General features: G+C 42.8%; 18 protein-coding genes. 14 read left to right on the top strand and 4 right to left on the bottom strand.

The genetic code is table 11. From position 1 onward, the window contains the following. Positions 1 to 92: 92 nt before the first annotated feature. On the top strand, positions 93 to 1,415 hold the full coding sequence (locus ACT3QQ_RS11295; RefSeq protein WP_444528107.1) for an O-acetylhomoserine aminocarboxypropyltransferase/cysteine synthase family protein: 1,323 nt from the start codon (positions 93 to 95) through the stop codon (positions 1,413 to 1,415). A gap of 123 nt (positions 1,416 to 1,538) precedes the next feature. Here ACT3QQ_RS11295 and ACT3QQ_RS11290 read toward each other — a convergent pair whose 3' ends face one another. Together ACT3QQ_RS11290 and rsmI are read right to left on the bottom strand one after the other, a co-directional pair. Then, positions 1,539 to 2,558, bottom strand: a complete 1,020-nt coding sequence (locus ACT3QQ_RS11290; RefSeq protein WP_444528106.1) for an adenosine kinase — start codon at positions 2,556 to 2,558, stop codon at positions 1,539 to 1,541. Between the two features lie 67 nt (positions 2,559 to 2,625). Next, complete coding sequence (rsmI, locus tag ACT3QQ_RS11285; RefSeq protein WP_444528105.1) at positions 2,626 to 3,582, bottom strand: 16S rRNA (cytidine(1402)-2'-O)-methyltransferase; 957 nt, start codon at positions 3,580 to 3,582, stop codon at positions 2,626 to 2,628. 142 nt (positions 3,583 to 3,724) lie between these two features. Between rsmI and ACT3QQ_RS11280 the strand changes: the two genes are divergently transcribed. The 9 genes from ACT3QQ_RS11280 (at position 3,725) to hisC (ending at position 12,684) form a co-directional block, all read left to right on the top strand. After that, on the top strand, positions 3,725 to 4,225 hold the full coding sequence (locus ACT3QQ_RS11280) for a YraN family protein (protein ID WP_444528104.1): 501 nt from the start codon (positions 3,725 to 3,727) through the stop codon (positions 4,223 to 4,225). A 267-nt stretch (positions 4,226 to 4,492) separates the two neighbouring features. Continuing rightward, positions 4,493 to 5,293 (top strand): BON domain-containing protein, encoded by an 801-nt coding sequence (locus ACT3QQ_RS11275; protein WP_444528103.1) that lies wholly within the window; start codon positions 4,493 to 4,495, stop codon positions 5,291 to 5,293. Between the two features lie 233 nt (positions 5,294 to 5,526). Next, on the top strand, positions 5,527 to 6,522 hold the full coding sequence (locus tag ACT3QQ_RS11270) for an alpha/beta hydrolase (RefSeq protein ID WP_444528102.1): 996 nt from the start codon (positions 5,527 to 5,529) through the stop codon (positions 6,520 to 6,522). A gap of 454 nt (positions 6,523 to 6,976) precedes the next feature. Beyond that, on the top strand, positions 6,977 to 7,285 hold the full coding sequence (locus ACT3QQ_RS11265) for a hypothetical protein (protein WP_444528101.1): 309 nt from the start codon (positions 6,977 to 6,979) through the stop codon (positions 7,283 to 7,285). 267 nt (positions 7,286 to 7,552) lie between these two features. After that, a complete protein-coding gene (locus ACT3QQ_RS11260; protein WP_192519908.1) occupies positions 7,553 to 7,798 on the top strand; it encodes a BolA/IbaG family iron-sulfur metabolism protein in 246 nt (81 codons plus the stop codon). A gap of 78 nt (positions 7,799 to 7,876) precedes the next feature. Further along, positions 7,877 to 9,145 (top strand): UDP-N-acetylglucosamine 1-carboxyvinyltransferase, encoded by a 1,269-nt coding sequence (murA, locus tag ACT3QQ_RS11255; protein ID WP_444528100.1) that lies wholly within the window; start codon positions 7,877 to 7,879, stop codon positions 9,143 to 9,145. A gap of 94 nt (positions 9,146 to 9,239) precedes the next feature. Further along, positions 9,240 to 9,932 (top strand): ATP phosphoribosyltransferase, encoded by a 693-nt coding sequence (hisG, locus tag ACT3QQ_RS11250; RefSeq protein WP_444528099.1) that lies wholly within the window; start codon positions 9,240 to 9,242, stop codon positions 9,930 to 9,932. Positions 9,933 to 10,183: 251 nt separating this feature from the next. Further along, complete coding sequence (hisD, locus tag ACT3QQ_RS11245; protein WP_444528098.1) at positions 10,184 to 11,479, top strand: histidinol dehydrogenase; 1,296 nt, start codon at positions 10,184 to 10,186, stop codon at positions 11,477 to 11,479. A gap of 74 nt (positions 11,480 to 11,553) precedes the next feature. Further along, entirely contained in the window at positions 11,554 to 12,684 is a 1,131-nt protein-coding gene (hisC, locus tag ACT3QQ_RS11240) for a histidinol-phosphate transaminase (protein ID WP_444528097.1), read from the top strand. 156 nt (positions 12,685 to 12,840) lie between these two features. Here the strand turns inward: hisC and ACT3QQ_RS11235 are convergent, their stop codons facing one another. Continuing rightward, the gene (locus tag ACT3QQ_RS11235) at positions 12,841 to 14,571 is read right to left on the bottom strand and encodes an anthranilate synthase component I family protein (RefSeq protein ID WP_444528096.1); all 1,731 of its coding nucleotides are present in this window, start codon (positions 14,569 to 14,571) and stop codon (positions 12,841 to 12,843) included. Positions 14,572 to 14,574: 3 nt separating this feature from the next. Then, positions 14,575 to 15,810, bottom strand: coding sequence for a beta-ketoacyl-ACP synthase II (locus ACT3QQ_RS11230; RefSeq protein ID WP_444528095.1), 1,236 nt, complete (start codon positions 15,808 to 15,810; stop codon positions 14,575 to 14,577). Positions 15,811 to 16,272: 462 nt separating this feature from the next. On the opposite strand from ACT3QQ_RS11230, the gene ACT3QQ_RS11225 reads away from it, so the two are divergent. The 4 genes from ACT3QQ_RS11225 to fusA all read left to right on the top strand — a co-directional run bounded on the left by ACT3QQ_RS11225 (position 16,273) and on the right by fusA (position 21,320). Continuing rightward, the gene (locus ACT3QQ_RS11225) at positions 16,273 to 17,376 is read left to right on the top strand and encodes an EcsC family protein (protein ID WP_444528094.1); all 1,104 of its coding nucleotides are present in this window, start codon (positions 16,273 to 16,275) and stop codon (positions 17,374 to 17,376) included. A 406-nt stretch (positions 17,377 to 17,782) separates the two neighbouring features. Further along, positions 17,783 to 18,157: a 30S ribosomal protein S12 gene (gene rpsL / locus ACT3QQ_RS11220; protein ID WP_011281154.1), complete on the top strand. Its 375-nt coding sequence runs from the start codon at positions 17,783 to 17,785 to the stop codon at positions 18,155 to 18,157. Between the two features lie 218 nt (positions 18,158 to 18,375). Continuing rightward, on the top strand, positions 18,376 to 18,849 hold the full coding sequence (gene rpsG, locus ACT3QQ_RS11215) for a 30S ribosomal protein S7 (RefSeq protein ID WP_443521032.1): 474 nt from the start codon (positions 18,376 to 18,378) through the stop codon (positions 18,847 to 18,849). 344 nt (positions 18,850 to 19,193) lie between these two features. Next, on the top strand, positions 19,194 to 21,320 hold the full coding sequence (fusA, locus tag ACT3QQ_RS11210) for an elongation factor G (RefSeq protein WP_444521201.1): 2,127 nt from the start codon (positions 19,194 to 19,196) through the stop codon (positions 21,318 to 21,320). Positions 21,321 to 21,522: the final 202 nt, after the last annotated feature.

Genomic DNA, 21,522 nt, shown 5'->3' with positions numbered 1-21,522 from the left:
TAAGATAGCTTTTTTAAGGTGGTTTTTCTAAAGTAGTTTTCGAGTAGCGTCTCGTTAATCAATAATGTTTTATTAATATAAAGGAATGTACTATGAGTGATGAACAAGCAGACCAGCAGACAGCCCAAACATCAGCAACCCCTCAACATCTTGAGACTTTGGCGATTCATGCTGGCTATAGTGTAGAACCAACAACCAAGTCAGTTGCTGTGCCTATTTATCATACCAGTTCATATGCGTTTGATAATACTCAGCATGGTGCAGATTTATTTGATCTAAAGGTCGCAGGCAACATCTATACTCGTATCATGAACCCGACCAACGCTGTGCTAGAAGAGCGAGTTGCGGCGTTGGAAGGCGGTATCGGTGCGCTTGCCGTCGCATCTGGTATGGCCGCTATCACTTATGCCATTCAGACGATTTGTGAAGCAGGCGATAATATCGTCGCTGTATCAACGCTATATGGTGGTACTTATAATTTATTTGCCCATGCTTTGCCGCGTCAAGGTATCGAGGTGCGTTTCTTTGATCATAAAGACCCAGAAGCCATTCGTGACTTAATTGATGACAAAACTAAAATGGTTTTTGCAGAGAGTATCGGTAACCCACTAGGTAATATCGTTGATATTCAAGCGCTCAGTGATGTCGCTCACGAATACGGTGTGCCTGTTGTGATTGATAATACGGTGGCGACGCCTGCACTATGCCGTCCATTTGAGTTTGGTGCAGATATCGTCATTCACTCATTGACCAAGTATATGAGCGGGACAGGTACGTCAATCGGTGGTGCGATTGTTGATAGTGGTAAGTTTGCTTGGGGCGATTATCCTGAACGTTTCCCACTTTTGAACACGCCAGATCAAAGCTATCATGGGGTAAATTTCGTCAAAGACGTAGGCGCGCCAGCCTTTATCGCTCGTGCTCGCGTTGCGCCGCTACGCAACACTGGTGCAGCACTTAGCCCGCTTAATGCCTTTGGTATCTTACAAGGTATGGAAACGCTAAGTCTGCGTATGGAGCGTCATGTGCAAAATGCTCAAGCCATCGCAGAATACCTGCGTGACCATGACAAAGTTGCTTGGGTCAAATACGCAGGTCTGTCTGACCATCCTGAGCATGAGCTTGCCAAAAAATACATGAAAGGTACGCCTTCTGCTATTTTAACCTTTGGCGTAAAAGGCGGGCTAGAAGCAGGGGCGCGTTTCATTGATGCGCTGCAATTGATTACTCGTTTGGTAAACATCGGCGATGCAAAATCATTGGCCTGTCATCCAGCGACGACCACGCATCGTCAGTTGAATGAGCAAGAGCTAGAAAACGCTGGTGTGAGCACAGACATGGTACGACTATCGATTGGTATTGAGCATATAGAAGACATCAAGGCCGATCTAGCACAAGCATTAGCTACTGCTTAATATAAAGAGTACTTATTAAAGTGAGAAAACTGTTTAAGCAAAGCTGAATTTTGAATGATACAAGCAAAAAGCCCATATCAAATCGATATGGGCTTTTTTTGCGTCCAACAGATATTTTGCCGATTAAGCAGAGAGTACACGCTGCGCGATATCTCGATAATCCTGCGAAGTCAGGCGAGGTCCAAACTGCTGAATCACTTGTGCTGATATTTCGCTGGCAAGACGACCACATTCTGGCAGACTATACTGCTGTGATAACGCATATAAGAAAGCACCAGCGTAGTTATCACCGGCACCATTGGTATCGATGACGTTGGCGACTACTGGTGTGGCAACGTCATAAACCTCAATGTCTGAATTGTCATCAGGTTTATGGGCGATAGTTGCCCCATTAGGGCCATCAGTCACAACTGCTGTATGGCAATACTCAAGCAAGCCACGTGCTGCCGCCTTAATTTGTTTCTTCTCCGTAAACAACTTCGCTTCTTCGCTATTACAGAATATGACGGCAACTTTATTGCCTAGCATATTAAGTAAACCATCCTTGGCAAATTTTACTACCGCAGGATCAGCGAAACTCACTGCGATTTTTGCATTATGAATACCTGCTTGCTGACGTAGTTGAGTCATCGCTGGTTGGATACTTTCAGACATCGCCAGATAGCCTTCTATATATAGCCAGTCCGCTTGCGTCAACGCATCAAAATCAACATTATCAGCGACAATCTCACTTGAGGTACCAAGGTAAGTCTGCATGGTACGCTCGCCATCTTCTGTAACGGCAACCACACATGAGCCGGTCACACCGCCTGTATGAATAGATTTGTCTGAGGTTGTGACACCTGCTTCGTGTAAGTCTCTGAGGTAAAAGGCCCCTTGATCGTCATCACCGACGCGGCAAGCGTAAAATGGTTTACCGCCTAAGCTGGCAAAGGTAAACATCGTATTGGCTGCCGATCCGCCGCCTGCTTGCTTCGATGGCTCTATTTTAGCCAACTTAAAATAGGCCAGTAGTTGCTGTTGCTCCTCAAACTCTGCCAAAGTCATATTGCCTTTGGTCAGCTCGGTTTCTTCTAACGCCGCATCTGACAGCATATACTCATGATCAACCAACGCATTGCCTATCGCCATTACATCGTACATCGCTTACCTCTCTTCAATTAATTTATAAACAGTTATCTTTGTATAGCTATTTTTATATTGTCAAAAACTAGTCAGCTTGTAATTCTAGTAGACGCTGATAAAGTGCATTCTTTTTCACACCAGTGATATCAGAGGCTAGCGCGGCCGCTTTTTTGACCGATAAGTCCTCTAGCAAGCGCTGTAGTAATTTATCATGAATACTGATGTCGTCAGTATCTTTTGCCACACTGAGGCCAGCGATGACCACGACGATCTCACCGCGTTGTTGATTGTCATCTGCTTTGACAAAATCGACCAACTCGCCAAGGGCGCTCTTATGTACCGTTTCAAACGTTTTGGTCAATTCACGGCAAAAAGTCACCGCACGGTCTGCACCGAATATAGTCGCCATGTCTTCTAGGCTAGATACGATGCGATGCGGCGCTTCATAAAAGATTAAAGTTTCGGTACGGGAAGTTAGATCGCTCAGTTGTTTTTGACGACCGTGCGTTTTGGCCGGTAAAAACCCAATAAAGCTAAATCGATCAGATGGTAGTCCTGCTACTGACAATGCGCCAATGGCAGCAGAAGCCCCAACGATAGGTGATACGGTCACGCCAGCTTCATGTGCGGCTTGTACCAACTGATAACCTGGATCGCTGACCAAAGGTGTACCAGCATCACTAATCAAGGCAACCGAATGACCTTGCTCAATCATCTCAATAATCTTAGGCGTTTGAATGGCGCTATTATGCTCGTGATAGGCCCATAGCTTATTGTGGCCTTTTTGCTTGGTGGTCGTATCATCATTTTCGACACTATTTTTGGTAGGACGAGTCTCTGAGTCTTTTGTCTCGTCACCTTTGCTGCCTTTGGTATCAATGCCAAAATGTGACAATAGCTTACCTGAGGTGCGGGTGTCTTCGCAGGCAATGATAGCGACCTGCTTTAAGACATCAATTGCATGCGGTGTCATGTCGGACATATTGCCAATCGGCGTAGCAACGATATAGAGACAAGCTGGCATCGCAGTAGGGGTAGACATGAAAACCTCGGGTCATTAAAAAGACGTTAAAAAATACGAGTGCGCTAGTAACTACCATCATTGTCTATGGTTTTTCAATCAAATTGTAAGTCAGGAGATTGATAGATTTGAGAGCAGAGCGCGCAGAAGTGGCTAGTTTAGCATGTTGTGCTATGATAATTCTCAAATGTTAAGCAGACAAGTTAACCTCATGCCGAATCATAAGCCCTTGATTTTAACCTCGCCAAAACAACGCCAAGGTAGTCGGTTTGAGCAGCAAGCGTGTGAGTATTTACAGGCGAAAGGATTAAGGTTGGTGGCAAAAAACTGGCAACAACCAAAAGTAGGTGAGCTGGATCTGGTCATGATTGAAACAGGTGCAGCATGGTCAACGCTAGTATTTATTGAAGTTCGTCAGCGCAAGTCTTCGAATTATGGTGATGCAGCACTCAGCGTGACAGCAAGCAAACAGCGCAAGGTTATTAAGACAGCGCAGTCCTTTTTACAGCAGCATCCTGAGTATGCTCATTATGACTGCCGATTTGATGTCATTGCTTATAATACGACGAACGATACGACGAGTAGTTTGTACCACCCACAAAATGAGCGCTTAGACAATCAACCAGAATGGATTCAAAATGCCTTTATAGCTAGGGCATGGTAATAGAATGAATAAAATAGATTCTGCCAAATAACGTATCTAACCATAATTGACGAGTAAGATTCGTTACCAAAAACCTAACCGCTGACGGCCAAAATTAAGTACAGTAGCGGTTATAGTCAGCTTATTATAAATCAGATACAGTATTGGCTTACAGCTATATTATTTAGCTCGTTACCACTAGGCTGTGTTTTTTGAATAAAGATACAGCCTAGACTAAGATTTGTTCAATTTATAAAATTGTCACAACCATGTTCTAAGAGGTAAATAATGACACGGATGCATTTGCGCACTGCTATTTTTGGTTCATCACGCCGTATTACGACAGGCATTATGATTGCTGCCAGCGTTGTCAGTACAGGTTGCGCCACCAACTATCTGACCAATAGTACAGAAGGAACTTATGGTGTGCCAATGACTGAGCGTACGATTCCGCAGCGTTTGCTCGATCGTAGTATTGAACATACTGCCAAAATCAATGTGTACGGATTAAAAGAAGATTTGCAGCAAACCAGCCGTATGGGTATCGATAGCTTCAATAGCGAAGTGCTGCTCACAGGTGAAGTACCGACAGAAGCGCTTAAAGCAGAAGTAGAAAAAGTCGTTAGCTCTATGCCAGATGTGCGCCGTGTTTATAACGAGATGGAAGTCAGTGCCTCAAAAGGTTATAGCTCAACGGTTCATGACGGTTATATCACTTCAAAGCTACTGGCAAAAGTAGCCGCGAGCGATGGTATCAGCGCCTCACAGGTCAAAGCGGTTACTAACAATGGCGCGGTTTATATCATGGGCCGTATGACACCCACTCAGCAAAGTCATTTGATTGATATTGCTAATAGTACCGTTGGGGTCACCGAGCTGGTATTACTAACGACTGTCGTCGACGATAGAGGGGTGAAAATAGATAATGATGACATCATGCATGAGAACAATTTGGCCAATCCTGCAGTAGCACCAGCTGCTCAAGATACTAGTGTCAGTACGGCAACGCCTATCGTAATAACGGAAGAAGAAGCTAATACTACGCAGCCGTCATCAAGCCCTTATGTTGACCTTTATCAAAACCAGTAAAAGCCTTTAGTTAGCCAAGCGAGAAATTAAGTCAATCACAATAAGCCTAAATAGTAATAACAGTAAAGGCACGAGAAATCTTTAGCCAGTAGTTACTATATTAATAGTCAAACGTAACAGAGTCAGCATATTGGTCAATGATACTAATTTCGAAAAATATCACTGGCCAATGGATAAAGTTTTTTGCTGTCAAATAGCTACTCATTATTGATAAATATAATAGGATACTGGTAATGAAGGATTCACGGGCAAATATTCAACAAGACGAAGAGACGATCGCCATTGGCAATGTAGGAGTACATAACAAACCTGCTCATAGAAAAGTACGTACGTTGAGGGTTGGCGGCGCAGCAATATTGGCATTGGGCAGTATTGCGCTAGCCACGCAAAACGCACAGGCATTATCACCATTAGCTATTGTTAATGGGATTACTTCTAGTGGTGGCGTTGGAGTGAGTAAGGATATTCTATATGGTGATCAGCCTTCACAAGACCTAGATATCTATTATCCAAAGCCTCTAGCACAAGCAATGAAAGCTCAAAGTGCTATCAATACTAGCTACCCTATGGTGGTATTCGTCCATGGTGGCTCATGGGAGAGTGGTAATAAAGAACAATATGCTTTCGTCGGTCAGAGCCTAGCCAAAGCAGGTTATGTCACTGCAGTAATCAATTACCGTAAAGCGCCTGAGCATGTCTATCCTGACTATGTCGAAGACGCAGCTCAAGCGATTGCTTGGAGCGTAGAGAATGCAACCAGTCTCTATGCTGATCCGTCACGCTTAGCAGTAATGGGGCACTCTGCTGGCGCGTTCAATGCAGTAGCAGCCGTTGCTAACGAGGACTTTTTGGCGCCTTATGGCATTAAGCCAACAGATATAGCAACCGTGATCGGGATTGCGGGTCCTTATAGCTATGATTTCCGCAAGTATAGTAGTGCAACAGCGTTTGGTCCAAACGCCACGCCTGATCAGGTGATGCCGGATCGTCAGATTAAAGGTGCGCAGCCACCGTATTTATTGTTAACCGCTGAAAAAGACAAAATTGTACATGTCACCAATACAGTTAAGATGACAGAAGCGTTTAAAAAAGCAGGGGTAACTGTCGAAACAGGTGAGATCGAAGGGGCCAGTCACGCTACCAGTATAGGCGCGATGGCACCGCCGTTACGCTGGGTTAATGACGTACGCGCGCAAGTGCTGACTTATCTAGACAAAGAGCTGAAGTAACTAAAATAGTTTAGAGTATTTTTTGATAGCGCTTCAAACAGCCTTTAAAATAGTGCCCTAAATAGCTTTTTAAAGAGCTATTCTACTTGCTAATGAACACCTAATACGGAACCCCAGTTTGGCATAGCGCCTGCTGGGGCTTTTTATGTTTCGCTATATTTGTATATTCATAATTATAAATACAAAAAAAGACTGTTCATTCAATGCCGTCTATCTCTATTATAGAAAGGTCGCTATTAAAATATATAAGACCATAAGTTAAGGAAAGCCAACCCAAACTAAAGGACTACCCTCATGAAACTACTCAAACTATCGCTACTAAGCCTAACTTTAGCCGTGCCTTCGTTGACATTTGCCGCGGGAGGTAATGATCCTATAAAAGGAATTGATATTATCATCAAAAAAAAATCCTGGCTCACAACCTATTGCTAATATACCGTTAACTGATTCAGAGATGAGTCAATATAATGCACTCAAAGAGAATGATCGTCCTGTTTATTTAAGCAAGGTTATAGTGCCAAAGTTAGAGCAGGTCAATAAAAAATACGATTATGATATCAAATGGGATGACATTATCGAAAAAGGTGTTAATCAAGATTGGTGCACACCAGAACGATGCAATATGAAGACGAGAGTCGTCATACAGCTTGAGATTCCAGAGAGCTTGAGTCAATCTGATGTTAAGTTTAGCTTGGCAAGTCAGTCAGATACCGTGATAGAAAAACGTACCATAAGGCGAGTTACTCAAATGGAAAGACGTTAAAATTTTAGTATATCATTTAGCCTCTTTTATCGTCCAAGCAACCATTACGGTGACTGTTTGGGCAGTGCTATTTATAGTCAGTAATTATAGCCGATGCGCGACAGCAGGCTAAAAGCGCCTGACATTGTATCCAGTTTATGTAAAATTGATGATATGTATATGTCATGTGCGCTTATACACAGACAGTGCTGTAAGATGTTCAAACTCTTGTTATAATGTTGCCATTCAAATAAAACCTATTTATATAAGACAGGATATTTTATGAGCATGAACGCTGACGACTTGATTGCATTTTTACAGACTCACTTCCCAGACGCTTTTATTCAAGCAGCCAATCAAGGTAATAAGTTTGATGTGCGTGTGGTTGATGCCAGTTTTGAGGGCAAACGCGCTGTACAGCGTCAACAAGCGATTTACGCGTTAGTAAACGATAAAATTGCCAGTGGTGATATTCATGCGCTTAATATTCAAGCATTGACACCTGCTGAATGGGAAACTCAGCAAAAAGGTTAGAGATTTACGTCTTTCCCCTTTAAAAATATCTTTTTAATTTTCTCTATTTTCTACACTCACAGCTAGGTTGTCACTTTTATGGATCAGTTCTTAATCACCGGTAGTAGTCGTATCGCAGGGGAAGTCACTATCTCTGGCGCCAAAAATGCTGCTTTGCCGTTACTTGCAGCTATGATATTAGCTGAGACTCCAACGACATTGCACAACGTGCCGTCACTACAAGACGTGCGAACGTTGATTGAATTGATCGGTGGTATGGGTATCAAAATCCAAAAGCAAGACAATACAGTCACCTGCGATACCAAAAGCATCGATAATTTTTATGCCCCGTATGATTTGGTTAAAACCATGCGTGCTTCAATCTTAGTACTAGGGCCGCTACTTGCACGTTTTGGCGAAGCCGAAGTATCATTGCCAGGTGGTTGTGCCATTGGTTCACGCCCTGTTGATCAGCATCTAAAAGCGTTTGAAGCGATGGGTGCCGAAATCAGTGTAGAGAATGGCTATGTAAAAGCCCAAGCACCGAAAGGTGGCAAGCTACTAGGCTGTAACTTCTCGTTTGATATGATTACCGTCGGCGGTACTGAAAACGTTATTATGGCCGCAGCATTGGCAAAAGGCACAACTGTTTTGGGCAACTGTGCGTTAGAGCCAGAAGTGGTTGATTTAGCAAACATGCTGGTTGCGATGGGTGCCAAAATCAGTGGTATTGGTACATCAACGATGACCATCGAAGGGGTAGAGCGTCTACATGGCTGTGAGTACTCAGTCGTCCCTGATCGTATCGAAACAGGATCATACCTCGCTGGTGCCTTGATGACACGTGGCGACGTATTGACCAAAAAAACATCTGCTCTATTGCTGACGCCAGTATTAGAGAAGTTCGAAGATATGGGTGCGGTTATTACAACAGGTGATGATTGGATTCGCGCGCAAATGAAAGGCCGTCCGAAGGCAGTTGATATTCGTACACAGCCACACCCTGGTTTTCCAACGGATATGCAAGCTCAGCTAATGGCTATTGCTTGTTTAGCGGATGGTACGAGTACTTTTATAGAAAACATCTTCGAAAACCGCTATATGCATGTACCAGAGCTCAATCGTTTAGGCGCTTCTATTCAGGTTGATGGTCACACTGCCGTAGTCAAAGGTGTTGAAAACTTTACTGCAGCACCAGTCATGGCGACCGATTTACGTGCGTCTATGTCATTGGTGATGGCGGCGGCGACTGCTGAAGGCAAGAGCTTAATCGACCGTATTTACCACATCGATCGTGGTTACGAGCATGTTGAAGACAAGCTGCGTAGCTTAGGCGTGAACATAGAGCGTATTAATACCAACGCTTAGTATTGATTAATTCAGTATTAGCGTTTATGCATATTACGTTATAAATTAAAAACTCTCCTTTTAATAGGGGACTGCACATGGACACGATGTCATTATGACTGAGACAAGAAAACCTTTACCAGCCAGCGGTTTATTAAACGAAGTAAACGATGAGTTTTCAGGTCTAACTTTAGCCTTATCAAAAGGCCGTATCCTAGAAGAAACCATGCCACTGCTACGTGCGGCTGGCGTTGATCTTTTAGAAGATCCTGAAGCATCACGTAAACTTATTTTTCCAACCTCAAATCCAAATGTGCGTGTATTGATTTTGCGTGCCAGCGACGTGCCGACCTATGTTGAACATGGTGCGGCTGATTTTGGGGTGGCGGGTAAGGATGTGCTGCTTGAGCATGGTGCCAATCATGTCTATGAATTGCTCGATTTGCAGATTGCCCAGTGCAAACTGATGACTGCTGGTGTGAAAGATGCACCGCTACCGAATCGACGTCTGCGTATCGCGACCAAATATGTCAATGTCGCTCGTGCTTATTTTGCTAGCCAAGGTCAGCAAGTCGACGTTATCAAACTTTACGGTTCAATGGAGCTTGCGCCATTGGTTGGTTTGGGTGATTTGATTGTCGATGTGGTCGATACAGGTAATACATTGCGCGCCAATGGACTTGAAGCACGCGATCATATTTGTGATGTTTCATCACGTCTAATCGTCAATCAAGTAAGCTATAAGCGCAAATTTGCATTACTAGAACCAATTTTAGATAGCTTTAAAAGTAGTATCGCCAATGGCTAATTGTCCGGTGCAAGTCATTGGTAATATAAAGCATGGTTATACAAATTTTTAAACCAGTTTAGCAGGCTATGAGTGACGTAGCGTGCTAAACTGGTTTTGTTGTCTTAGCTTGCGAAAATATAAAATCATCGTAAAATTTAGACAAGAAGACATCGACTAAGCTGCAATATTTTTGAAAGACAAACTTACTTTGCTTAGTTTTGAACCGTTAATTTTTAGCACTACTTTACGCTCAAATATAGGATTAGGTCATGCGCCAGTTAAGTACCCAAGATGCCGATTTTGATAGTCAATTGACACAATTACTTGCTTTTGAAACCGTTAATGATGCTGAATTATTACATACCGTCGATGATATCATCGCGCAAGTACGTGCTGATGGTGATAGCGTCGTATTGGCATTGACTCAGCAGTTTGACCAGCATCCAGCAACGTCGATGCAAGAGTTAGAGCTGTCTAAAGACTCGCTTGCAGAAGCGTTTGCCAACCTTGATGAAAAAGTAAAGAAAGCGTTGACTACAGCAGCGACGCGGGTACAGACATTCCATAAGCGCCAAGTACAAGAAACATGGCAGTATGAAGATGAGCTAGGCAATCGTCTAGGTCAAAAAGTCACGCCACTTGATCGTGTTGGGATTTATGTACCGGGCGGTTTGGCTTCATATCCTTCTTCAGTATTGATGAATGCCATTCCTGCTAAAGTCGCTGGCGTTACTGAAGTCATCATGGTGGTACCAGCGCCTAAAGGTGTGCTTAACCCGCTAGTATTGGCAGCGGCCTATCTGTCTCAAGTTGATCGTGTCTTTACCATTGGTGGTGCTCAGGCTGTAGCAGCCTTGGCCTATGGCACTGAAACGATCCCAGCCGTAGACAAAATCACAGGACCAGGTAATAAATATGTCGCAGCAGCTAAGCGTGCGGTATTTGGTCAGGTTGGTATCGATATGATTGCTGGTCCTTCAGAAGTATTGGTATATGCAGAAGGCGAAGCACAAGATCGAGCTGATTGGCTAGCGATGGATTTGCTATCACAAGCAGAGCATGACCGTATCGCGCAAGCTATCTTTGTGACAACTAGCGAAGAACAGCTTAATGAAGTAGCGCTTGAAATAGAAAAAGCATTGGCCGAACTACCAAAATCAGATATCGCACGTGATTCACTTCAGAACCGCGGCGCACTGATATTGGTAAAAAATCGTAGCGAAGGTATGGCGCTCATCAATCGTATCGCACCTGAGCATTTAGAATTGTCCGTTGATAACCCTGACGCACTGCTAGATGATGTTCGTCATGCGGGCGCTATTTTTATGGGTCGTCATACGCCTGAAGCGATTGGAGATTACTGTGCAGGACCGAACCATGTGCTGCCAACATCAGGTACGGCGCGCTTTTCTTCTCCATTAGGTGTTTATGATTTTCAAAAGAAGTCATCCATCATTTATTGCAGTGAGTCTGGCAGCAAACCTTTGGCTGAGACGGCAGATATTTTAGCGCAGCGTGAGGACCTAGAAGCCCATGCGCGTTCAGCTCGTTATCGTTATCAATAATTGATTTTGAATTTTTAGCTTTTGCTTTTTATATTTATTTTTAATAGTCTTTTTGGCTAATAGTAGGATAATTTATGAGTGAGTCAAAGATAGACACCAGACTGTGGTCGTCTAAAGCGCGCAATTTGTCACCTTATATTCCAGGTGAGCAGCCGCAACACGATAATCTATGTAAACTAAATACCAATGAAAACCCATTTCCACCCTCGCCAAAAGTTGGGGAGGCTATTGCCAAGGTCCTAGAACAGCAGGCTGATGAGTTGCGTTTGTATCCTACCCCTGAATCTAATGATTTACGTGCTGCATTGGCACAGTCATACAACCTTGATATCAATCAAGTATTTGTCGGTAATGGTTCAGATGAAGTCTTGGCTTTAGTATTTGCGAGTTTCTTTTTAAAAGAGCGTCCGCTATTATCACCTGATATTGGTTATAGCTTCTATCCTGTATATGCACAGACGTTTGGTGTAGAGCTCGTACAGATTCCTTTAGAGGAAGATTTTAGCATTGACCCTGATGCTTATCGTCAACCTTGTAGCGGTATTATCATTGCCAACCCTAATGCACCAACGGGTTTACTATTATCCCTTGCTGATATCCGTAAGCTTGCAAGTGAGCATTCTAATGCGGTCATTGTTATTGATGAAGCGTATATCGATTTTGCTCAGATAGATGAAAGCGATGCAGATGCTCCAGTCTCGGCGGTGAGCTTAATCAATGAGTGTGATAACGTTATCGTGACCCAAACCTTTTCAAAGTCACGTTCGCTTGCTGGATTGCGCGTTGGTATGGCCTTCGGTAATGCATCATTGATTGAAGCACTAACACGTATGAAAAATAGCTTTAACAGCTATCCATTAGATAAGTTGGCTCAGGCTGGGGCGACTGCGAGTGTGTTAGATACTGAGTATTTTGAGCAAACCCGTCAGCAAGTGATTGATTTACGTACTTCGCTAACGACAGAGCTGACCGCATTGGGTTATAACGTTCTACCATCACATGCCAACTTCGTATTCGCCCGTCCGAAAGATGGCGATGCTAGTGCTGTGGCAAGTGCGTTACGTGAGCAAGGTATTATCGTTCGCCATTTCAATAAGCCGCGTATTGCAGAATACTTGCGTATTACCATCGGTACGGCAGAGCAAAATGAGCGTTTGATTGATGCTCTAAAAGTCTTGCAAGCTGAGGCTAGCGTTGCTGAATAATATTAGATTGATAACCTAATATAGAATATTGATAGGTGAGCCTTTTTACTTATAACGTAAAATACTATTGATAAGTCTTAAGAATAAAGCCTGTCAACGTTATGTTGGCAGGCTTTATTTTTCTTTAAATTCGCAATAATATTTGAATTTGCTACCTTAGCTTCTTTTAGCCGTCGCTGTTTGAGCAAGCACTGACAATAGGTTACCTACTTTATCTAAGCATTCTTGGTATTCAGCATCACAATCAGACGCGACTGTAATACCGCCACCTGCCCATAGGTTAACGTGTTTTCCCTTATTAGGGCTATTATTCGACGAAGCATTGGCTTGTAATGTACGAATGAGTACATTCCATTGACCACTACCATCAAAATTCATATATCCCATAGTGCCACAATAGGCACCGCGTGGCGTAGATTCCAATTCAGCGATGATCTCGACAGCGCGTTTTTTTGGTGTACCAGTAATAGAACCAGCAGGCAGACTACCAAATAATACAGCTAGCGGATGAGTATCAGCTTTTAGTTCAGCAGTGATAGTGCTGACCATATGATGCACATTGCTAAAACTCTCAATTGCAAATAACTGTGGTACTTTCACACTGCCAATTTTGGCGTATTTACCTAAGTCATTACGCAGTAAATCTACAATCATGACATTTTCGGCACGGTCTTTTTCACTATTGACCAGTTGCTGTTTATAGTGTCCATCCAGCTCGTTAGTAGACCCTCGCGGCATGGTTCCCTTGATAGGCTTAGTGCGAATAAAGTGTTTGTCAGAGCCACTTTCTCTAGTGAATGTAAAAAACAATTCAGGTGAGCAGCTCAACAACTCAAAATGACTGCTATCTTTATCAAAGCTGCTGCTTTCATTTATATAATCACCATCACTGCCACCAACGCTCATGTATCCTGCAAAAGGCGCTTTTGTATTGCGATATAGTGCAGGCAAATAATCAATAAGCGCGGCTATTGGTTGATTCACATCGTTTTTGTACGGTAGTTTGCCCGACCATTTCTGTGTCAAGTTAATTTGATAGCAGTCACCTTGCTGTAGATAGTCTTGAGTACGATTAAATGCTTGTTGATAATCAAGCTTACTCCACTGTGGATTCAAAACGAGGGGTGTAATATTTGATGAGTCTTTAGACTGTGGTTGATGGAGATATTGATTAGACAGCTTTTGATCAAGCTCGTTTAGGTAAGAGGTAATAGTGGTTATAATATTATCGTTTGTCTTATGACCGATATTCTCAGAAGTGTCATCAGCCAAATGAGTCTTTAACTCCCAACCTGTATCAGCATGTGCTTTGGGTGTTAGGTAGATATCATAATGTCCTAATGAAGCACAAGGCTGCATGGCCAATTCAACCCTATCGGCAGGGCTTAGCTCATGGGCCGCAATATCATAACCGATAAAACCGATTAGCCCATGATAATAACTGGGTTTCAGGTTCTCTTCTTTATTGATATACCATTTGTCGTTATTAGCTTTTTGAGCATTGCTATAGCCGATCAGCTCCTTTTGCCACTCTAGATAGCTCTTATAAGATGTTGTGCTAGCATAACTATTATTAGCGCTACTTACAGCAGTGTCGCGACAACTTTTAATCACTTTATAAATATTGGGTGAGTCACTAGAAGCTTGCTCATCATTGGGAAATACAGTCCAGCTGACTTTTGGGAGTAAGCCAATCACGGGTCGACCATCATTATTATTAAGCCAAACAAGTTGCCAGTTTGCTTTAATATCTTGATCGAGCAAATGACGCTGTAACTGCGGCATCAGCTCTGCAGCAGACAAGTCACCAAAACGCCAGCTAGGTTTGCTAGCTGGCGATGGCGCAGAATCTGTCTGCTCAGTTGTATTATGATTTGATACAAGCATGGGTTAAGCGTCAAACTTTTTAATAATTAGAGTAGCGTTAGTGCCACCAAAGCCAAAGCTATTACTCATCAAGGTTTCAAGTTTTGCGTCACGCTTTTGAGTGACGATATCAAAACCTTCAGCAGCAGGATCTAAGTTATCAACATTGATACTTGGTGCAATAAAGCCTTCTTGTAGCATTAGTAGACAATAAATCAGCTCTTGTGCACCAACAGCGCCCAAACTATGGCCTGTCATCGATTTGGTTGAGCTGATAGCGGGTACTTTACTGACATCGTTACCAAATACTTTAGCAATCGCTTTAAGCTCAGTGATGTCGCCCAGCGGTGTACTAGTACCATGGCTGTTGATGTAATCAACACTTTCTAATCCAGCTTCGGTTAAGGCTTGTTGCATACAGCGAACAGCACCTTCACCACTTGGCGCAACCATTTCTGCGCCATCAGAGCTGGCACCATAGCCAACGATTTCAGCCAAAATGTTAGCACCGCGTGCCTGAGCATGCTCGAGACTTTCTACAACAACCATTGCACCACCAGCAGCGATCACAAAACCATCACGGTCTTTGTCATAGGCTCTAGAAGCAAGTTTGGGTGTGTCATTATACTGAGTACTCACTGCACCCATGGCATCAAACATACAAGACTGTGTCCAGTGTTCAGCTTCACTACCACCAGCCAGTATTACATCTGCTTTACCCAGTTGGATAAGCTCAGCAGCATGACCGATACAGTGTGTTGAAGTTGCGCAAGCAGAGGTGAGCGAGTAGGAGACACCTTGGATTTTTAGACCAGTTGCCAAAGCGGCTGATACCGAACTGCCCATTGTCTTTGGTACCGCCATGGCGCCGACACCGCGTAGACCTTTTTCGCGCATCGCATCGATAGCATTAACGATGTTTTCTGTTGATGCGCCGCCTGAACTTGCCACCACACCCACGCGTGGATTGTTATTGATGGTATCAAGCGATAGCCCTGAGTGCTCAATCGCATTTAGCGCACTAACGTAAGCATAGAGACTGGCGTCACTAAAGAACCGTTTCAGCTTACGATCGATACCGCTAGTATCAAGTTCTGATTGATTGATACTGCCGCTCACGTGTGATTTAAACTCGTGCTCAGCATAAGAGTCATTAAATGTGATGCCAGACTGACCTTCTTTGAGGGCAGTTGTAACAGTGTCTAAATCATGTCCGATACAAGAGACTATCCCTGCTCCAGTAATAACTACGCGACGCATATTCTATTCCTTATGAGTAACAATATTTCAAATTGCCTTCAATAATCGTTTTTAAATATTGGCTCTATTGTTCAATATTAAGTGACGTTGTGCTTTATCGCCATTGTATGAGTCGTAGAGAAACCTATGTTCTGTAAATGGCTATTTATAAATAAAGTACAAGTGTACTGTGAATTATGGCACATGATAACGTATCAAGCTTTCGAAATCTTTGCACAAGTGCAAAATAACGACAAATAACACTTATCATGTAGTGCCAATTTAAAAAATGAGAAGCAAGCCTAGCTACTGACTATGGACGGAATTATACTTTAGATACAAAATTCGTGATTCTAATAACATTGTTCGCACTGACACCAGTTACGATAACTGGCTAAAATAGCAAATTCATTATTAATAATTAACTATCATATTATAATACTAATATATTAAAAATTAACTCACCATATTAAGGACATCATAATGGCAAAGCGTAGTACTCTTTCTAAAAGCATCACTACTATTGGCTCTTTTACTCGTAACAATCTTGAACGCGTAGGAGCTATGATTGACAACGTAAATGCGAAGACAGGCAAACCACGCCAATACAAAGCCGTCGATTTAGGTGATGAAGATTATCAGCAGGACTTGTTTCGTGAGCAAACCTTAAAGGCTACGCAGCAACTATTAGGGCCACGCTTTGCTACTTACGGTAAATATGCTAAAAAAGTCGTACCGAATAGCTTTTTCCAATCGACAGTTGATGGGGCATTTGCACAAGTGGCCAAACTTGCGGCCAATTGGAGTCAACTAGACTTACCCAATGAGCACCGTTTTGCCAATATTGCTACCTTAGATGACGAAGAGCGTTATGCACTGGCTACTGATATTGCTAACCAAAACCGTGCGCTTGCAGCGATAGGTGGTTTGACAGGTTTGGCAGGTCTACCGGGTTTGCTCGCTGATACACTATGGCTATTGCTGGTTTCATTACGTACGGTTTATCAAATTGCTGCTGTATACAATAAACCGCTGACAGGTAAACAAGGCGTCAAAATGGCCTACGAGCTACTATCAAACGCCGACTTGAGCAAGATGCAAGAGAAACAAGCCTTATTGGCAGGTCTAGGTATTGGTAAAGGCTTACTTGATAATGCTCAGAGTAGAGGGCTACATAGAGAGCTTAAAAACTTAGGATTAAAGAATCAAAACGTAAATTATTATGCGGAACAAATAGACAGTATCGCGAGTCAAGTAGGGGTCGATTTAGACCAGATCAACCTGTCTTGGGTTCGTCGTTTCATTCCTGTTACCGCTGTAGCGATCGGCGTGCATTACAATAGCCAGCTAATTGATGAAGTAATTGGTGTGGCTCAAGCGACCTTTGCCCCAGAAGCAAAGCTAGCCAATCGTGCTATTACTGATGATAGCAGTAGTGAGGCTAAAGTAAAAAAAGCCAGTACTGACGACGAGGAAAAAGGTACAGAAAGCAAAGAAGAAAACAGCAAGGTAGAAGAAGCTGATAAAAAAGAAACTGGCAGTGAAAAAGACTCAGACAAACAAACCTCTGACAAAAAAGCTAAGTAATAGAAGTAATTTTTATTAGTTTGGTTATTCACAAGCACAACGGTATTTATCTTAGTTTGATTGAGCAGTATGACTTGAAAATTAGGATAAATACCACCACTTATTTGCTATCAAGCGGCATTTAAATGTTAAATATCTTTTCTTGACGATGCTTGAGTTGGCTTTTGTGTTTTATTTATTACGCTATTTTTCGATGAAAAATCTATAAAGTGATACAATAAGGGCCTGAATGCATATCTATCAAATGTTGTAAAGCGAAACCATTCATAAGTGGTTGAAATAGCAGCAACAACTCTTTATAATACACTGTCCTAAAAATGGGTGCCCCGAAATCTGCAATTATTGTCAGATAGATGGTGCGTTGGCCCATTTTTTTGTTTTATACCAAACGGGAGAAGGATGCCTTATGGCAACAACTAACCAATTGATTCGTAAAGGTCGCAAAACCATCAAGGAAAAGTCAAAAGTTCCTGCGTTGGAAGCGTGCCCACAGCGTCGCGGTGTATGTACTCGTGTATATACTACCACGCCAAAAAAACCTAACTCAGCCATGCGTAAAGTATGTCGTGTACGTTTGACTTCAGGCTATGAAGTATCAAGCTACATCGGCGGCGAAGGTCATAACCTACAAGAGCACAGTGTTGTTCTTATCCGTGGTGGTCGTGTAAAAGATCTACCAGGTGTACGTTATCACACTGTTCGCGGTGCATTGGATTGCGCAGGCGTTAAAGACCGTAAGCAAGGTCGCTCTAAGTACGGTGCTAAGAAGCCTAAAGTTTAATAACTAGACGTTGTTAAATAAGCTTTTTGCACTACCCAATAACTGTGCATGGGTTTGGTGTCAGTCGTAATATCACTCTTATATAAATATATATCTGTGATTTGCTCCTAAAACATACCACCATGCAGTAAGGCTAACTGATAACTCACTGCTATATTATTATGATAAGTAGTCGATGTTGTGAATGTTAGACACTCCTGAAGATAAGGAAATTTATTATGCCAAGACGTCGCGTCGTTGCTGCCCGTGAGATCCTACCGGATCCTAAGTTTGGTAGCCAAACTGTTGCAAAATTCATCAACCATGTAATGAGTGATGGTAAAAAGTCTACTGCTGAGCGTATCGTTTACGGTGCACTTGAGACAGTAAGTGAGAAGCGTAAAGTTGAAGATCCAGTATCTTTCTTCGAAGAAGTACTAGAAAATGTACGCCCAATGGTAGAAGTAAAAGCTCGCCGCGTCGGCGGTGCAACCTATCAAGTACCAATGGAAGTACGCCCCTCCCGTCGTACTGCATTGGCTATGCGTTGGTTAGCTGAAGCTGCTGCTAAGCGTTCTGAAAAATCAATGTCTTTGCGTTTAGCTGGCGAATTGAACGATGCTGCTGATGGCAAAGGTGCTGCTATGAAAAAGCGTGACGAAGTTCACCGCATGGCAGATGCTAACAAAGCGTTCTCTCATTACCGTTTCTAAGCTACTTTTTAATAGTAGCTTGAGATTAGAGGCACATGCCATCTAATCTTGCATTGTTGTTTATTCTATTGATTGCCGCCATCGTTTATTCAATCACATATAGGTTTAACTTATTAATGATTGAGATGGCGGACATCTATCAAGATGCCTCTCTAAAAGAACATGCTTTTTTTTAGAGAACATCCCAAATTTGATGCCGCACTATTCTTAGTATTTGCTCTTTTTTTGTCCGTATTAGGCTTAATAATCAGTAAGTAATATTACGAAGCTGAACGCTTTGTCATAGAGTATGAGGTAGAGACACAATACATTATTATATACACGACTTTTCCTAGGAAAACACTATGGCTCGTAAAACTCCCCTAAAACGCTATCGCAATATTGGTATCTCAGCGCACATCGATGCTGGTAAGACGACCACTACTGAGCGTGTTTTATTCTATACCGGTGTTAGCCACAAAATTGGCGAAGTACATGATGGCGCAGCCACTATGGACTGGATGGAGCAAGAACAAGAGCGTGGTATTACTATTACCTCAGCGGCAACAACTTGTTTTTGGTCAGGTATGGCTAAACAGTTTGACGAACACCGTATCAACATCATCGATACCCCAGGTCACGTTGACTTCACGATCGAAGTTGAACGTTCTATGCGTGTACTTGATGGCGCGTGCATGGTTTACTGTGCAGTAGGCGGCGTTCAGCCACAGTCTGAGACCGTATGGCGTCAGGCAAACAAATACAAAGTACCACGTCTTGCATTTGTAAACAAAATGGATCGTGTTGGTGCTGATTTCTATCGTGTTATCGATCAGATCAAAAATCGTCTAGGTGGTAACCCTGTACCATTGGTTATCCCAATCGGTAAAGAAGATGATTTCGAAGGCGTTGTTGATCTAGTCAGCATGAAAGCTATCTATTGGGACGAAGCGTCTCAAGGTATGAACTACGAAGAGCGTGATATCCCAACTGAACTACAAGAAAAAGCAGCAGAGTACCGTGAGCATCTTGTAGAAAGCGCTGCTGAAGCCAATGAAGAACTCATGAATGAGTATCTAGAAAACGGTGAATTGTCAGTAGAGCAAATCAATGTTGCTATTCGTCAGTTAACGATTGATAACGAAATCATTCCACTTCTTTGTGGTACAGCATTCAAGAACAAAGGCGTTCAGAAAATGCTAGATGCTGTTATCCAGTATCTACCTGCACCAATCGACGTACCTGCTATTAAAGGTATTCTTGATGACAAAGACGAAAGCGAAGGCAGCCGCGAAGCATCAGATGACGCACCTTTCTCAGCGCTAGCATTCAAAATCATGAACGACAAATTCGTTGGTAACTTAACCTTCGTACGTGTTTATTCTGGTGTAATGAAGCAGGGTAGCAGTGTTTATAACCCAGTTAAAATGAAGCGTGAGCGTGTTGGCCGTATCGTACAGATGATGGCAGATTCTCAGCAAGAGCTTCCAGAGATTCGTACTGGTGATATCGCAGCATTAGTGGGCATGAAAGACGTGACTACTGGTGATACGCTATGTGATGAAGACAACGTAATCACTCTTGAGCGTATGGAATTCCCGGATCCAGTTATCAGTCTAGCAGTTGAGCCAAAGACTAAAGCTGACCAAGAAAAAATGTCAATCGCTCTTGGCCGTTTGGCAAAAGAAGATCCTTCGTTCCGTGTACATACTGACGAAGAATCTGGTCAGACGATCATCAGTGGTATGGGTGAGCTACATCTAGAGATCCTTGTTGACCGTATGAAGCGTGAATTCAACGTTGAAGCAAACATCGGTGCGCCGCAGGTTGCTTATCGTGAGACGATTCGTAACACGGTTGAACAAGAAGGCAAATTCGTACGTCAGACTGGTGGTCGTGGTAAATTCGGTCACGTTTGGTTACGTCTTGAGCCACTTGATCCAGCGGGTGAGACTGAATACGAATTCGCTGAAGAAGTTGTTGGTGGTACGGTACCAAAAGAATTCCACGGCGCTGTTGATAAAGGTATCCAAGAACGCATGAAAAACGGCGTACTTGCAGGCTACCCAGTAGTTGGCGTAAAAGCGACTTTGTATGATGGTTCTTACCATGACGTCGATTCTGATGAATTGTCGTTCAAAATGGCAGGTTCTATGGCCTTCAGAAAAGGCTTCATGGCAGCTGACCCAGCATTGCTTGAGCCAGTCATGAAAGTAGAAGTTGAAACACCTGAAGACTACATGGGCGACATCATGGGCGATCTTAACCGTCGTCGTGGTTTGGTACAGGGTATGGAAGATCTACCTGGCGGTACTAAACAGATTCGTGCTGAAGTACCATTAGCGGAAATGTTTGGTTATGCCACGCAAATGCGCTCTATGTCACAAGGCCGTGCAACTTACTCTATGGAATTCCAAAAGTACGCTGAAATTCCAAAATCAGTTGCTGCTGAAATCATCTCTAAGTTCAACTCTAAAGATGATGACGAGTAAATAAAACTTACTGAAGGTGACAATATGGAGTCTGTCTGTGTATTGTCACTAAAGAATACGCCAATAACTTGTTAAAAGACTTGTTATTGGCCGTGATTTTCTTATAATATCTGCACATTAGTATGTGTAACCTTTTAACAATTATCTTAATGTGGTCAAAATCGTCTTAATTATCGTATTAATATGAATTAAGTCTTGAACC

The sequence above is a fragment of the Psychrobacter sp. AOP7-A1-24 genome (genome assembly GCF_052376235.1).
In the GTDB taxonomy this organism is placed as follows: Bacteria; Pseudomonadota; Gammaproteobacteria; order Pseudomonadales; family Moraxellaceae; genus Psychrobacter.
The sequence above is the reverse complement of the archived record's forward strand: the minus strand, read 5'-3'. Positions and strand labels throughout refer to the sequence as shown.

Bases quoted from the DNA above. Each gene is read 5' to 3' on its own strand.
- ACT3QQ_RS11295 (WP_444528107.1), top strand. From the start codon at position 93: ATGAGTGATGAACAAGCAGACCAGCAGACAGCCCAAACATCAGCAACC.
- ACT3QQ_RS11290 (WP_444528106.1), bottom strand. From the start codon at position 2,558: ATGTACGATGTAATGGCGATAGGCAATGCGTTGGTTGATCATGAGTAT.
- rsmI (WP_444528105.1), bottom strand. From the start codon at position 3,582: ATGTCTACCCCTACTGCGATGCCAGCTTGTCTCTATATCGTTGCTACG.
- ACT3QQ_RS11280 (WP_444528104.1), top strand. From the start codon at position 3,725: ATGTTGTGCTATGATAATTCTCAAATGTTAAGCAGACAAGTTAACCTC.
- ACT3QQ_RS11275 (WP_444528103.1), top strand. From the start codon at position 4,493: ATGACACGGATGCATTTGCGCACTGCTATTTTTGGTTCATCACGCCGT.
- ACT3QQ_RS11270 (WP_444528102.1), top strand. From the start codon at position 5,527: ATGAAGGATTCACGGGCAAATATTCAACAAGACGAAGAGACGATCGCC.
- ACT3QQ_RS11265 (WP_444528101.1), top strand. From the start codon at position 6,977: ATGAGTCAATATAATGCACTCAAAGAGAATGATCGTCCTGTTTATTTA.
- ACT3QQ_RS11260 (WP_192519908.1), top strand. From the start codon at position 7,553: ATGAACGCTGACGACTTGATTGCATTTTTACAGACTCACTTCCCAGAC.
- murA (WP_444528100.1), top strand. From the start codon at position 7,877: ATGGATCAGTTCTTAATCACCGGTAGTAGTCGTATCGCAGGGGAAGTC.
- hisG (WP_444528099.1), top strand. From the start codon at position 9,240: ATGACTGAGACAAGAAAACCTTTACCAGCCAGCGGTTTATTAAACGAA.
- hisD (WP_444528098.1), top strand. From the start codon at position 10,184: ATGCGCCAGTTAAGTACCCAAGATGCCGATTTTGATAGTCAATTGACA.
- hisC (WP_444528097.1), top strand. From the start codon at position 11,554: ATGAGTGAGTCAAAGATAGACACCAGACTGTGGTCGTCTAAAGCGCGC.
- ACT3QQ_RS11235 (WP_444528096.1), bottom strand. From the start codon at position 14,571: ATGCTTGTATCAAATCATAATACAACTGAGCAGACAGATTCTGCGCCA.
- ACT3QQ_RS11230 (WP_444528095.1), bottom strand. From the start codon at position 15,810: ATGCGTCGCGTAGTTATTACTGGAGCAGGGATAGTCTCTTGTATCGGA.
- ACT3QQ_RS11225 (WP_444528094.1), top strand. From the start codon at position 16,273: ATGGCAAAGCGTAGTACTCTTTCTAAAAGCATCACTACTATTGGCTCT.
- rpsL (WP_011281154.1), top strand. From the start codon at position 17,783: ATGGCAACAACTAACCAATTGATTCGTAAAGGTCGCAAAACCATCAAG.
- rpsG (WP_443521032.1), top strand. From the start codon at position 18,376: ATGCCAAGACGTCGCGTCGTTGCTGCCCGTGAGATCCTACCGGATCCT.
- fusA (WP_444521201.1), top strand. From the start codon at position 19,194: ATGGCTCGTAAAACTCCCCTAAAACGCTATCGCAATATTGGTATCTCA.